The organism is Micromonospora sp. USAFONa4 (assembly GCF_057197825.1).
On the sequence record NZ_CM170072.1, the window covers coordinates 232280 to 245015 of the forward strand.

General features: G+C 74.2%; 11 protein-coding genes. 4 read left to right on the top strand and 7 right to left on the bottom strand.

The genetic code is table 11. The annotated features are described in order from the left end of the window. The first annotated feature begins 62 nt into the window (after positions 1-62). The gene (locus tag AC0OO9_RS00930) at positions 63-1859 is read left to right on the top strand and encodes a DEAD/DEAH box helicase (RefSeq protein ID WP_484514788.1); all 1797 of its coding nucleotides are present in this window, start codon (positions 63-65) and stop codon (positions 1857-1859) included. Positions 1860-1923: 64 nt separating this feature from the next. Here the strand turns inward: AC0OO9_RS00930 and lon are convergent, their stop codons facing one another. From lon to AC0OO9_RS00955, 5 genes are all read right to left on the bottom strand, one after another. After that, positions 1924-4254, bottom strand: coding sequence for an endopeptidase La (lon, locus tag AC0OO9_RS00935; RefSeq protein ID WP_484514789.1), 2331 nt, complete (start codon positions 4252-4254; stop codon positions 1924-1926). A 38-nt stretch (positions 4255-4292) separates the two neighbouring features. Then, a complete protein-coding gene (locus AC0OO9_RS00940; protein WP_484514791.1) occupies positions 4293-4550 on the bottom strand; it encodes a hypothetical protein in 258 nt (85 codons plus the stop codon). 23 nt (positions 4551-4573) lie between these two features. Beyond that, entirely contained in the window at positions 4574-5680 is a 1107-nt protein-coding gene (locus AC0OO9_RS00945) for a putative manganese transporter (protein WP_484514793.1), read from the bottom strand. 67 nt (positions 5681-5747) lie between these two features. Then, entirely contained in the window at positions 5748-6617 is an 870-nt protein-coding gene (locus AC0OO9_RS00950; RefSeq protein WP_484514795.1) for a manganese catalase, read from the bottom strand. An 86-nt stretch (positions 6618-6703) separates the two neighbouring features. Further along, the gene (locus AC0OO9_RS00955; RefSeq protein WP_484514797.1) at positions 6704-7435 is read right to left on the bottom strand and encodes a sensor histidine kinase; all 732 of its coding nucleotides are present in this window, start codon (positions 7433-7435) and stop codon (positions 6704-6706) included. Between the two features lie 58 nt (positions 7436-7493). On the opposite strand from AC0OO9_RS00955, the gene AC0OO9_RS00960 reads away from it, so the two are divergent. The 3 genes from AC0OO9_RS00960 to AC0OO9_RS00970 all read left to right on the top strand — a co-directional run bounded on the left by AC0OO9_RS00960 (position 7494) and on the right by AC0OO9_RS00970 (position 10180). Beyond that, a complete protein-coding gene (locus AC0OO9_RS00960; protein WP_421450219.1) occupies positions 7494-8135 on the top strand; it encodes a response regulator transcription factor in 642 nt (213 codons plus the stop codon). Between the two features lie 136 nt (positions 8136-8271). Further along, entirely contained in the window at positions 8272-8619 is a 348-nt protein-coding gene (locus AC0OO9_RS00965; protein ID WP_132234604.1) for a histone-like nucleoid-structuring protein Lsr2, read from the top strand. Between the two features lie 310 nt (positions 8620-8929). Further along, positions 8930-10180 carry an MFS transporter gene (locus AC0OO9_RS00970; RefSeq protein ID WP_484514799.1) on the top strand — a complete coding sequence of 417 codons (1251 nt, stop codon included), beginning with the start codon at positions 8930-8932 and terminating at the stop codon, positions 10178-10180. Positions 10181-10285: 105 nt separating this feature from the next. Here AC0OO9_RS00970 and AC0OO9_RS00975 read toward each other — a convergent pair whose 3' ends face one another. Beyond that, positions 10286-11509: a hypothetical protein gene (locus AC0OO9_RS00975; protein ID WP_484514801.1), complete on the bottom strand. Its 1224-nt coding sequence runs from the start codon at positions 11507-11509 to the stop codon at positions 10286-10288. A gap of 300 nt (positions 11510-11809) precedes the next feature. Then, complete coding sequence (locus tag AC0OO9_RS00980; protein WP_484514803.1) at positions 11810-12694, bottom strand: PDDEXK family nuclease; 885 nt, start codon at positions 12692-12694, stop codon at positions 11810-11812. Positions 12695-12736: the final 42 nt, after the last annotated feature.

The window sequence follows — 12736 nt, forward strand, 5'->3', positions numbered from 1 at the left end:
GCGGGCGCTCGTTGTGCCGGTCGGCGAAACGGCGTCGCGGCGGTGATGAAAAGCTTGACGGCATGAGTTCCGCACCCGTACGGCACGACCCGCCCACCGAGCCCGGCCCCGACGCCCTCGACGACACGAGCCCCTTCGCGGACCTCGGACTACGCGCCGAGTTGCTGGGCGCGCTGACCGCCCTGGGCTACGAGGAGCCCACTCCGATCCAGCGGGAGGCCATCCCACCCCTGCTGGCCGGTCGGGACCTGCTGGGCCAGGCCGCGACGGGTACGGGCAAGACGGCCGCCTTCGCGCTGCCGCTGTTGCAGCGGATGCCCGACGACCGGCCCGGCGGCGCCCCGGTGGCGCTCGTGCTGGTACCCACCCGCGAGCTCGCGGTGCAGGTCTCCGAGGCGTTCCACCGCTACGGCAAGGATCTGGGCGCGCGGGTGCTGCCGATCTACGGCGGGCAGCCGATCGGCCGGCAGTTGCGCGCCCTGGACCTCGGCGTCGACGTCGTGGTCGCCACCCCGGGCCGCGCGCTGGACCACATCGCCCGGGGCACGCTCGACCTGGGCTCGCTGGCCACGGTCGTGCTCGACGAGGCCGACGAGATGCTCGACATGGGCTTCGCCGAGGACATCGAGGCGATCCTGGAGCACGCGCCGGAGCAGCGCCAGACGGTGCTCTTCTCGGCGACGATGCCGGCGCGTATCGACGGGCTGGCCCGCAAGCACCTGAGTGACCCGGTACGCATCCTCATCGCCCGCGAGCAGCCGGTGGCCGGCGAGGCGCCCCGGGTGCGGCAGAGCGCGTACATCGTCGCCCGGGCGCACAAGCCGGCGGCGCTGGGCCGGGTGCTGGACGTCGAGTCCCCCACGGCGGCGATCGTCTTCTGCCGCAGCCGCGAGGAGGTCGACCGGCTCACCGAGACCATGAACGGCCGGGGCTACCGGGCCGAGGCGCTGCACGGCGGGATGAGCCAGGAGCAGCGCGACCGGGTGATGGGCCGGCTGCGCACGGGCACCGCCGACCTGCTGGTGGCCACCGACGTGGCCGCCCGCGGCCTCGACGTCGAGCAGCTCACCCACGTGGTCAACTACGACGTCCCGTCGGCCCCCGAGTCGTACGTGCACCGCATCGGCCGGGTCGGCCGGGCCGGGCGGGAGGGCGTGGCGATCACCCTCGCCGAGCCGCGCGAGCACCGGATGCTCAAGACCATCGAGCGGGTCACCGGCCAGCGCATCGCCATCGACAAGATCCCGACGGTGGCGGACATGCGCACCCGGCGGCTGGAGCTGACCCAGGGCGCCCTGCGGGAGAGCCTGCTGGAGGACGATCTCGACCCGTACCGGGCGATCGTCGAGTCGTTGACCGACGAGTTCGACCTGGTGGAGGTGGCCCTCGCCGCGGTGAAGCTGGCGCACGAGGCGACGTCGCCGGGCTCGGACGACGAGGAGGAGATCCCCCAGGTTCCCGTCCGGGGCCCGCGTGAGGGGCGGCCGGAGGCCGGTGGCCGGGGCGAGCGCCGAGGCGGTGCCCGGCCCCGCACCGGCGGCACCACCCAGGTCTTCATCGGGCTGGGCCGGCGCGCCGGGGTCCGCCCGCAGGACCTGGTGGGCGCGATCACCGGCGAGACCGGGGTCAGTGGCCGGGACATCGGCTCGATCGAGATCGCCGACCGGTTCTCGCTGGTGGAGGTGCCCCAGAGCGTCGCCGACGAGGTGATCGCCGGGCTGCGTGGCAGCACCATCAAGGGCCGCAAGGCGACCGTACGCCGGGACCGTGACGGCGACGGCGGCGGCGAGCGCCGCTTCGACGGGGCCGACCGGCGCGAGCGCCGCGACCGGGACTTCGACCGCCGCGACCGCCGCTGACCCCGCACGTAGGAAGGGCCCCCTGCCATGCACCAGGCGTTAGCAGGGGGCCCTTCCTCACACCTCAGGCGGCGGCGAGCGCCGGGTCGGGGCGGGTGTCGGCGTCGGCCGGGCGCAGCGCCAGGGCGAGCACGTCGGCGACGTCGGCCAGGGTGTGCACGGTCAGCGCCTCCCGGACCTCGGCGGGCAGGTCGTCGAGGTCCGGCTCGTTGCGGGCCGGGATGATCACCTCGGTCAGGCCGGCCCGGTGGGCGGCGAGCAGCTTCTGCTTCACCCCGCCGATGGGCAGCACCCGGCCGGAGAGGGTCACCTCGCCGGTCATCCCGAACTCGGGCCGCACCGGTCGGCCGCTGGCCAGCGACGCGAGGGCGGTGACCATGGTGATGCCGGCGCTGGGGCCGTCCTTGGGCACCGCGCCCGCCGGCACGTGCAGGTGGATCCGCCGTCCGGCGAGGGCGTTCGGGTCGAGTCCGAGCCGGCGCCCGTTGGAGCGCAGGTACGACAGCGCGATGTGCGCCGACTCCTTCATGACGTCGCCGAGCTGGCCGGTCAGGGTCAGCCCCGGTTCGCCCTCCATGCTGGTGGCCTCGATGAAGAGCACGTCGCCGCCCGCGCCGGTGACGGCCAGGCCGGTGGCCACGCCGGGCACCGCCGTCCGCTCCGCCGATTCCGGGGTGAACTTCGGCCGCCCGAGGTAGGTGGCGAGGTTGCCGGTGTCGACGCGGACCGGCGCCGGGTCGGTCGCCAGGGCCACCGCGACCTTGCGGAGGATCTTCGCCAGCGCCCGTTCGAGCTGCCGTACGCCGGCCTCGCGGGTGTACTCGCCCGCGATCCGGGCGAGGGCGTCGTCGGCGACGGTGATCTCCTCGGCGGTGAGCCCGGCCCGTTCCCGCTGCCGGGGCAGCAGGTGGTCGCGGGCGATGGCGACCTTCTCCTCCTCCGTGTACCCGTCGAGGGTGACCAGCTCCATCCGGTCCAGCAGCGGGCCGGGGATGGCCTCCACCACGTTGGCGGTGGCCAGGAAGAGCACGTCGGACAGGTCGAGGTCGACCTCGAGGTAGTGGTCGCGGAAGGTGTGGTTCTGCGCCGGGTCGAGCACCTCGAGCAGGGCGGCGGCCGGGTCGCCGGAGTAGCCGGCGGCGAGCTTGTCGACCTCGTCGAGGAGCACGACCGGGTTCATCGAGCCGGCCTCGCGCAGGGCGCGCACGATCCGGCCGGGCAGCGCGCCGACGTAGGTGCGCCGGTGGCCGCGGATCTCGGCCTCGTCGCGGACACCGCCGAGGGACACGCGGACGAAGTTGCGGCCGAGCGCGCGGGCGATCGACTCGCCGAGGCTGGTCTTGCCGACTCCGGGCGGGCCGGCAAGGGCGAGCACCGCGCCGGAGCCCCGACCGCCGACGACGCCGAGGTTGCGCTCGGCCCGCCGGTTGCGCACAGCGAGGTACTCCAGGACGCGGTCCTTCACGTCGGCCAGGCCGGCGTGGTCGGCGTCGAGCACGGCGCGGGTCGCGGCCAGGTCGGTGTCGTCCTCGGTACGGGTGCCCCACGGCATCTCCAGCACCGTGTCGAGCCAGGTCCGGATCCAGCCGGCCTCCGGGGAGGCGTCGCTGGCGCGTTCCAGCTTGCCGACCTCGCGCAGCGCCGCCTCGCGGACCTTGTCGGGCAGCTCGGCGGTCTCGACGCGGGCCCGGTAGTCGGCGGAGCCGTCCGGCTCGTCCTCGCCGAGTTCCTTGCGGATGGCGGAGAGCTGCTGACGGAGCAGGAACTCCCGCTGGGACTTCTCCAGCCCCTCGCGGACGTCGGTGCTGATCTGCTCGGCGATCTCCTGCTCGGCCAGGTGGTCCTTCACCCAGCCGACGAGCAGTTCCAGCCGGGCGGTGACGTCCGGCGCGGCGAGCAGCTCGGTCTTCTGGGCGAGGCTGAGCCAGGAGACGTAGCCGGCCGAGTCGGCCAGCTCGGAGAGGTCGGTCATCCGCTCGATGGCGTCGATGACCTGCCAGGCTCCGCGCTGCTGGAGCACGGACGTCATGAGGGCGCGGTACTCGCGGGCGAGTTCGCGGGCGCGGCCGGCGGGGGCGGGTTCGTCGAGCTCGGTCGCCTCGACCCAGAGGGCGGCGCCGGGCCCGGGTACGCCGGAGCCGATCCGGGCGCGGGACAGGCCGCGGATGACGGCGGCCGGTTCGCCGCTGGGCAGCCGGCCGACCTTCTCGATGGTGGCGACCGCGCCGACGGGGCCGTACTCGCCGTCGAGGCGGGGCACGGCGAGCAGCTTGCCCTCGCCGGTGGCGCGGGCCGCGTCGACGGCGGCCTGGGTGGTCGGGTCGAGGGTCACCGGGATGACCATGCCGGGCAGGAGCACGGCGTCGGTCAGGGGAAGTACCGGGAGAGTTGCCATCGAACACCTGCTATCGCGTTGAGTTGAGCGTGTCCAACTCAAGTAACAAATCGTTCCCCTTGTTCCGGGCTGTGACCCAGGCCACCTCCGCCCGCGGGACGGCGCTGCGGGCGCAGCAGCTCGCGCACCAGGCCGGTGCCCCCGGCGACCGCCACGGCGAGCGGGATCGCCAGGCAGGTCAGCGCCAGTGCGGCGACGGTCCAGCCCGGCAGGTCGGCCACCGCGGCGACGCCGGTCAGCGCGGTGAAGACGAGGAGCTTGCGACGGGTGCGGGCGATCGGGATCGCGACGGACATCGGGATCTCCCCTCCGTACGGGATCAGAGCAGGACGAGCAGGGCGGCGCCGACGGCTGCCGCCGGCACGGTGGTGACGACGGTGGCGAGCGCCGCCGAGTGTCGGCGCAGCGCGGCGAGCGGGATCAGCGCGTCGCCGTCCTGGCTGATCGCGTTGGCGACCAGGGTGGGCAGCGGCAGGCCGCCGCTGACGTACAGGCCGGTGAAGACGATCTGCACCGCGCACCCGGGGATGAGGCCGATGCCGGCGCCGACCAGCACGCCGACGAGACCGGTGAGGGCGAGCTGGGAGCCGTCGAAGCCGGTCGTGGTGGTCACCACCTGCCAGCCCAGGTACGCCACGGCCACCCAGACGGTGACGAAGGACGCCTCGTGCGCGCTGTGTCGCAGCGTCTCGCGCAGCGAGCGGGGCTGCGCGGTCTCCAGGCTGTCGTCGGCCAGCTTCCCCCGCCCTCCGGCGAAGATCAGCGCCGCGGTGAGCGTGCCGAGTACCCCCAGCGCCAGGTACGGGTCGACGCCCCCGAAGGAGCGGGTCAGCACGCCCGGGTCGACCAGTTGGAAGACCACCGGCACCGACACCGCGAACGCCGGCGTGGTCAGCCCCCAGAACGCCGTGGACGCCGGCACGCGGGGCAGCAGCCCGCCGAGCAGCCGCCGCGAGCCGGCGAGGTCCGGCCCTCCCGCGGCGACCAGGCCGACCGGCGCGGGCGCGGCGGCGACCCGGTGGTTGACCGCGCGGGCCGGATCGATGCCGAGCGCGTCGACGACATAGCCGGTCACCAGGCCGACCGCGAAGAGCAGCGCGTGGATCTTGAGGGCGAACACGGGGTTCCAGGCGAGCACCACCCACGACGAGTCCCCCATGGTGGCCGCCAGGGCGGCGACCACGGTGCCGAAGGAGACCTTTCCCCGGGCGTACAGGGGCATCAGGATGATCGCCCCGCCGCAGCCGGGACTGACGCCCAGCAGGGCGCCGACCAGCGGACCGAGCCGGGGTCGGCTGGTGAGCCCGTCGGTGATCCGGTCGCCGTGGCGCCAGCGCAGCCAGCCGAAGAGCGCCACCATGACGGCGACGTAGACACCCACCTGCATGAACGCGTCCGCGAGCGGGCGGAGCACGAGTTCGGTCACGGCACACCTCCTCCGGTACGGCGCCGCCGGGCCGTCCGCCGCTCGCGGACGACCCGGCGCGACGGCGTCAGGTGAGCTTGCTCTTGACCTTGTTGACGGCGCTCTTGGCGAGGCCCGGGTTCGTGCCGTAGAGCCGCGGGTCGCCGGGCGGCAGGACCGGCTCGGGCGCGTGCGCGCGCGGGCTGTGGTCGTAGCGGAACTCGCCCTTGCCGTCGGGCGCCGGCCCGGAAGCCCAGCGCCCCTCCGACGCGTCGGTGCCCGGCGAGAAGTCCAGGTACGTGTAGCTGAACTGCTCGGTGAACTCCTTGGAGTCCGGGAACGCGTCGGGCACCGGCATCTCCTCCAGGCCGTCCTCCTTGAGCTGCTCGATGGCGGCCATCCACATGTTCTGGTGCATGGTGTCGCGGGCCAGCAGGAAACGGAGCATGTTCTTGACCCCGGGGTCGTCGGTCATGTTGAACAGCCGGGCCACCTGGAGCCGGCCCTGCGCCTCGGCGGTGACGTTGAGCTGGAAGTCCGCCATCAGGTTGCCGCTGGCGGTGATGAAGTTGCCGTTCCAGGGCACGCCGGCGCTGTCCACCGGCAGCGCTCCCCCGCCGCCGTGGATGAAGTGCGCCGGGTTCGACCCGCCGTAGATCGCGCCCACCATCGGGTTGTCGGCGGCGGCCTCCTGCAACGACAGCGGTGCATTCTCCAGCAGTCGGGTGATCATCGTGGCGATCATCTCGACGTGGCCCATCTCCTCGGTGCCGACGTCGAGGAAGAGGTCCTTGTACTTGCCCGGCAGGCGGCAGTTCCAGCCCTGGTAGAGGTACTGGTTGGCGACGGTCATCTCGCCCCACTTGCCGCCCAGGATCTCCTGGAGCCGGCGGGCGAACGCGGCGTCCGGGCCGTCCGGCTTGGCCTCGAACTGCAGATCCTTGATGTGGCTGAACACGTGTCCTCCTCGGTGCCGGTCGGGCTGTCACCGAGGCGGTTCCCGCGACGGCCGGCCCCATCGGGCCAACCGGCGGCCCGGCGGGGTCAACCTGTCGCCGGGAACGCGGGCAGCACCACCTCGAGGGCCACCCCGCGCGGTCGCAGCCGGTGCAGGCGCAGCCGTCCGCCGTCGGCGGCGAGCAGCCGCCGGACGATCCACAGCCCCAGCCCGGAGGCCCCGGCGGCGGGAGCGGGCCGGCGCAGCGCCTCGACGAGGGGCGGGTCGACCCGACCCTCGTCGGTGACGACGATGCGCAGACCGCAGCGGCCGAGCGCGGCGTGGATGCCGACGCGGCCCTCGGCCGGACCGTGCCGCAGCGCGTTCTCCACGAGGTTGGTCACCACCTGCCGGGTCCGGCGCCGCGGTACCGGGCAGCCCCCGGCCCGCCGCGTCACCCCGGTCAGCCGCCGGTGCGGGGGCACGAGGGCCGCCGCACCGCGCAGGACCTGCGCCAACGGCGCCGCCGGGTCCGCCGCCGGGGCGAGGGCCCCGGTGCCGGCGGCGGCGTCCCGCAGCAGGCCCTGCAGATGTACGGCCTGCTCGTGGGCCAGTGCCGTGATGGCGCGCCGGTCGTCGCCGGTGAGCGGGAGCCGCTCGTCGGCGAGCACCCGGGTGAGCGAGGTGAGGGCGCTGACCGGGGTGCGGAACTCGTGGCAGAGCACGCGCAGCAGCAGTTCCGGGTCGGCGTCCAGGGCCGCCGGGTCGGCCGGACCGGGTTCGGGCCCCGCCCACCGGAGCAGCCGCAACGGTCCCCGTCCCCCGTGCCGTCCGCGCATCCGCCCGACCTCCCTCGTTCGGCCGCATGATCGGTACCCGCTCGGGAACGGACCAGGCATGCCCGCTCCCCCCGTCGTCCGGTTGGCCGTCGTGGACGACCACCCGCTGTTCGTCCGCGGGCTGGAACTGCTGCTGCCGGCCACGACCGACGGGCGGGCGGAGGTGGTGGGCTCCACCGGCGACGCGTCGGCCGCCGCCTCGCTGGTCAGTCGCTGCCTGCCCGACCTCGCGCTGGTCGACCTGCACATGCCGCCCCCGGGCGGGATCCGGGCCGTGGCGGCGATCCGGCGCACCACGCCCCGGGTGCGGGTGGTGGCCATGTCGGGCGCGGAGGATCCGGATCCCGCCCTGGAGGCGCTGCGCGCCGGCGCCGAGGCCTTCCTGCCCAAGACCGCCGAGCCGGAGGAACTGCTGCCCCCGTTGCTGGCCGTCCTCGACGGCTGGGCGGTGCTGCCGGGGCATCTGCTCCGTGCGTTGCTGCGTCCCGGCCGGGCGGCCCCGGTCGATCTGGACGACGAGGAACGGGCGATGCTCCGGGCCATCGCGGCGGGTCGCAGCACCGTCGAGATCGCCGAACGGATGCACGTCTCGGAACGCACCGTGAAGCGGATGACCGCCGCGCTGCTGCGAAAGTTGCGGGTCTCCACCCGGGCCGAGGCGGCGGCGCTCGCCGGTCACGCCGGTCTGCTCGGCGACTGACCCCGGGCTTTGCGCCGAGCCGTTTTCCCGCGATAACGCGACGCGCCGAAATGAGGACGACGCGCATTGTTGCGGATTAGCCGTGGGATACGTCAAACTTTGACCACACCCCGCCCCACACAGGGAGTAATTGACGATGGCGAGAAAAGTAATCACGGTCCTGACCGACGACCTCGACGGTGGAAAGGCCGACCGGACCGTCGAGTTCAGTCTGGACGGCGTGGCATACACCATCGACGTCTCCGACGAGAACGCGGGCGTGCTGCGCAAGGCCCTCGACCCGTACATCAACGCTGGCCGGCGGATCGGTCGCGGAACCGCCGACACCGGGCGGGCACCTCGTCGGGCAGGCACGCCGGGCGGCTCGGGAATGGACCGCGAGCAGAACCGGGCCATCCGGGAATGGGCCACCAAGAACGGCTACAAGATTTCCGAGCGCGGCCGCATCCCCGTCGAGGTCGTGGAGGCGTACAAGAACCGCTGACCGGCGCCGGGCTCACGCTCGGGCTGGTGCGGGGTCACGCTGAGGAATCAGCGCGGCCCCGCCGGTCTTTTCCCACGGCGATCCATTCGCACGACCCGCGCCCGCCGGCAGGCCCATTCCCGGCCCGCCACGATTGCACTTCGACCATCGGCGGGTCGCTTCGGATCGGCCGACAACGGCCCGTTCACCGGCCCGGCGAGCGTGATCATCGCCACGATCACCCCGGCACGCAGCCGGGATGCCGCACTTCCCGAGTGTAATGAGCGACAGCTTTGTCGAGCATTACCGGTGCGGATCTCGGGGGTGGCGGATGACGCGATGGTGGAGCCAGACGGCCGGGGGGTTGCCCCGCGTCTTCTGGTACCTCTGGTCGGCCACGCTGATCAACCGGCTGGGCAGCTTCGTCGCCATCTACCTCGGCGTCTACCTGGTGTCGGTACGCGGCCTCAGTCCCGCGTACGCCGGGATCGTGATCGGGCTGCACGGAGCCGGCAGCGCGGCCGGTGGCGTGCTCGGCGGGATCGTCGCGGACCGGTGGGGGCGGCGGCCCGCCATGCTGACTGGAAACGTGGCCGCTGCTGCGGCGGCGCTGGCGCTGGGCCTGAGCGGGCACCCCGTGGCGATCGCGGCCCTCACCCTGCTGCTCGGGCTCTGCCTGGGCGTCGCCCGGCCGGCCTTCACGGCGACCGTCATCGACGTGGTGGGCGAACGGGACCGCCTGCGCGCGCTGACGTTGAACTACTGGGCGATCAACATCGGGTTCGCCGTCGCCGCGACCGTGGCCGGTCTGCTGGTCCGGGTCGAGCCGCTGCTGCTGTTCGCGATCAACGCGGCGGTGCTGCTCGGCACCGCCGCGCTGATCGGCCTGACCGTGCCCGAGTCGCGCCCCGCCCCGGTGGCCGTCGCGCAGGTCGCCCGCGTCGACTCCGGCGGGCTCGGCACCGTGCTGCGGGACCGGGTCTTCCTGACCTTCACGGCGCTCACCGGGTTGGCCTGGCTCTGCATCGAGAGCAGCGCGATGCTGCCGGTGGCGTTGCAGGCCGACGGGCTGCCAGCGTCGGCGTTCGGGCCGGTCATCGCGGTCAACGGCCTGATGATCGTGCTGGGGCAACTCTTCGTGCCCCGCCTGATCGGCCGCTTCGACCGGTCCCGCACCGTCGCCGTGGCCGTCGTGGTGATCGGCGCCGGCTTCGCCCTGACCGCGCTGGCCGACGCCGTCTGGTTCTACGCGCTCACGGTGGGCGTCTGGACGCTCGGCGAGATGCTGATGACCCCGTCGAACTCGGCGCTGACCGCCGACCTGGCGCCGGCCGCCCAGCGCGGCCGCTACCAGGGCGTCTACTCGCTCGGTCACGCCTTCGCCAGCTTCGCCGGGCCGACGCTGGGCGGCCTGGTCGCCGCCCGGTTCTCCACCGACGTCCTCTGGCTGGGGCTGTTCGGGCTGGCCCTGCTGGTGGCGGCCGGCAACCTCCTGGCGGTGCGGCCCCGGGCCCGACGGATCACCGCCCTGCGGGCCGCCGCGGCACCCGCCGCCCCGCGCGAGGCCGCGGCGCTGGCGTGACCGCGCTGCTTGGCCTGAACGCGGCGCTGGCGGGAACGCGGTGCTGACGTGAACGCGCCGCTGACGGGGCCGCCGGGGTGCGCCCGGACGGCCCCGCAGCGGTCGTCAGCCGACCTGGATGCGCACCACGTCGAAGGCCGGCGTCTGGTTGGCCCGCTCCATCATCGGCACCCGGTGCGAGCCGTCGCCGGCCCAGACCGCGCACTGGGCGGTGCCGGATCCGGGCAGCCCGGGAATCTGGATGGTCACGTCGTCGGGCTCGGCGCCACCACGGCTGTCCTCGGTGGCGACGAAGAACGCCGGCACCTCCTGCGGCTGCGGCGGCTGCCGGAGGCTGCCCAGCATCCGGCAGGCGGTGTGGAAGTGGCCCCGCACCAGTCCCTGCTCGTTGAGCAGCGAGCTCTCCACGTAGTACCCGCCCTGCCCGGCGGCCAGGAAGCGGTCCCGTACGAGGTTGCGGGTGGAGACCCGGAGGGTGAACGGCTGGTTCGACCCGACCCGGTCGGGGAACTCGGTGATCAACAGCGACGGATTGTTCGCCGCGGGACCCACCTCGCCGAACGCGGTGCTGACGCAGCGGTTGCCGTTCTGGAAACCGTCGTGCGGCTGCAACCGGCTGTCGTCGCAGTCGTTCGCGATCACTCCCAGCCCGGCACCGGGCCCACCATTGCCACCACCGTTGTTGCCACCACCGTTGTTGCCACCACCGTTGCTGCCGCCGGTCGGCGCCACCTGGCACTCGGCGAGCCGGGCGAGGCCCTGCGGCCGGGGGCCCACCCGGTCGATCGCGATGGTGATCCGCTCCAGCGTCGCCCGGCGCTTGCCGGCCAGCGGCTGGAGGATCGAGGTGCGGACGAACTCCTCGCCCCGCCGGCCCTCGGCGGCCAGCCGCCGGTCCGCCTCGGCGATCTGGGTCTGCAGCAGGCTCAGGTTCCGGTCGACCTCGGCACGGGCGCGGTCGGGCACCCGCGGCAGCCTGCCGGCCACGTCCGGGCAGGCCACGGCCGAGCCGCCGTTGTCGGCGCCGCCGCTGCGCGTCTGCTCGCACTCGGCGACCGACTGCTGCCCGTCCCCCCAGTGGTTGCGCACCCACCGGCCGTCCTGCCAGGTCCGGCTGGTGCCCCGCCCGCTCGGCGCGGTCGCGCCCGGGCTCGGTTCCACGCAGGCGGCGGAGGCCGGTCGGGTGCTGGTCGGCCGCCGGTCCTCGGCCGACGAGATCTGGGTCACGGCGACGATCCCGCCGAAGACCGCGAGCGTGCCGACGACGGCCAGCAGTCGCTTGCTCCGCGCGCCACCGGATGACCGGCGCGCCCGTGTGGACCTGCGCATCGAATTGCTCTCCTTCGCGATCCGGTAGTGATCTGAGACCTCCGCGGACCGACGGAATTGAGGGCGCACCCGACGGGGACCGTCGCGGCGAACCGGTGGGCACGTCGATGACCGACGATGCCCTTTCCGCACCGCCTTCCGCGCCGCGCGGCGCGGTCGGGGAGATCCTGTCCGTTCCCGCAGGAGTACGGGACGGCCCGCGCGAAGGTTCAACGCGATTCCGGGAATCCGGACGGGGCCCGGCGTCGAGCGGTGACGTGCGCCGGGCCGGCGGCCGGTGGCGCGTCGGAGAAGGGCGGGTCAGTCGGCGCAGAGGTGGGCGAACGCGAAGCCGCCCGTCATCTCGTCGTGCCGGGACTCCAGCCCCCGGATCTCGGCGAGCAACTCGTCCCAGGGCGTCAGGACCGCCTCGGCGGCGTCCAGCGCGCGCATCCGCTCCCCGACGGCCACCGCCGCCAGGTCCTCGGCCAGCCGCCCCGGATCCACTCCGGCGGAGACGCGCTGCGGGTGCACCGTCACCCGTTCCACCAGGCAGGCGTCGGGGCGCACCCGTACCCAGCTCCATCCCTCGGCGGGCCCGCCCGTCCAGCGCACGTGCAGTCCCCGCACGATCGGGTCGGCCAGCCGCCGCGACACGTACGCCTCGACGGCGGCGGCCCGGGCCAGGGCGCCGAGGTCGTTGACGTGCCCGGTCCGCCCGTCGGGCAGCCGACCGAGGATGTCGCGGAAGCCGACCGGGGGCACCCCCGTGTCGTCGGGCTCCCCCGCGCCGAGGGCCGCGTACGCGCGCGCGTCGATCACGTACGCCACGATCCGGCGCCCGTGCTCCCCGGCCCGCAGTGTCGGCGACCCGATCCGCAGCACCGCCAGGCCGACCGCCTCGGCGACCGCGTTCTTCAGCCGCTCGGCCCGCTGCGCGGCGGAGCCGGGGGCCGCGACGGGGCCGACCTCGACGGCGAAGACCGGCCGGGCCGTGTCGGCGGCGCAGACGACGAGGTCGTAGCCCTCCCGGCTGGCCGTGCTCCACTGGTTACCGGTGACGCCCGGCGGACGCCCCTGCACCAACTCGCCGAGCCGGCGGGGACCGTGCACGAGCTGGCCGCCCCGGGCGAGCAGCGGGCCGCGCCCACCGTCCCCGGCGACCGCGCGCAGCCAGGAGCCGCCCCCACCACCGGTGCTCGTCATCCGCCTGATCCGTCCGTCCCGCCGCCGCTCGAGGCCGACGCG

Bases quoted from the DNA above. Each gene is read 5' to 3' on its own strand.
- AC0OO9_RS00930 (WP_484514788.1), top strand. From the start codon at position 63: ATGAGTTCCGCACCCGTACGGCACGACCCGCCCACCGAGCCCGGCCCC.
- lon (WP_484514789.1), bottom strand. From the start codon at position 4,254: ATGGCAACTCTCCCGGTACTTCCCCTGACCGACGCCGTGCTCCTGCCC.
- AC0OO9_RS00940 (WP_484514791.1), bottom strand. From the start codon at position 4,550: ATGTCCGTCGCGATCCCGATCGCCCGCACCCGTCGCAAGCTCCTCGTC.
- AC0OO9_RS00955 (WP_484514797.1), bottom strand. From the start codon at position 7,435: ATGCGCGGACGGCACGGGGGACGGGGACCGTTGCGGCTGCTCCGGTGG.
- AC0OO9_RS00960 (WP_421450219.1), top strand. From the start codon at position 7,494: ATGCCCGCTCCCCCCGTCGTCCGGTTGGCCGTCGTGGACGACCACCCG.
- AC0OO9_RS00965 (WP_132234604.1), top strand. From the start codon at position 8,272: ATGGCGAGAAAAGTAATCACGGTCCTGACCGACGACCTCGACGGTGGA.
- AC0OO9_RS00970 (WP_484514799.1), top strand. From the start codon at position 8,930: ATGACGCGATGGTGGAGCCAGACGGCCGGGGGGTTGCCCCGCGTCTTC.
- AC0OO9_RS00975 (WP_484514801.1), bottom strand. From the start codon at position 11,509: ATGCGCAGGTCCACACGGGCGCGCCGGTCATCCGGTGGCGCGCGGAGC.
- AC0OO9_RS00980 (WP_484514803.1), bottom strand. From the start codon at position 12,694: ATGACGAGCACCGGTGGTGGGGGCGGCTCCTGGCTGCGCGCGGTCGCC.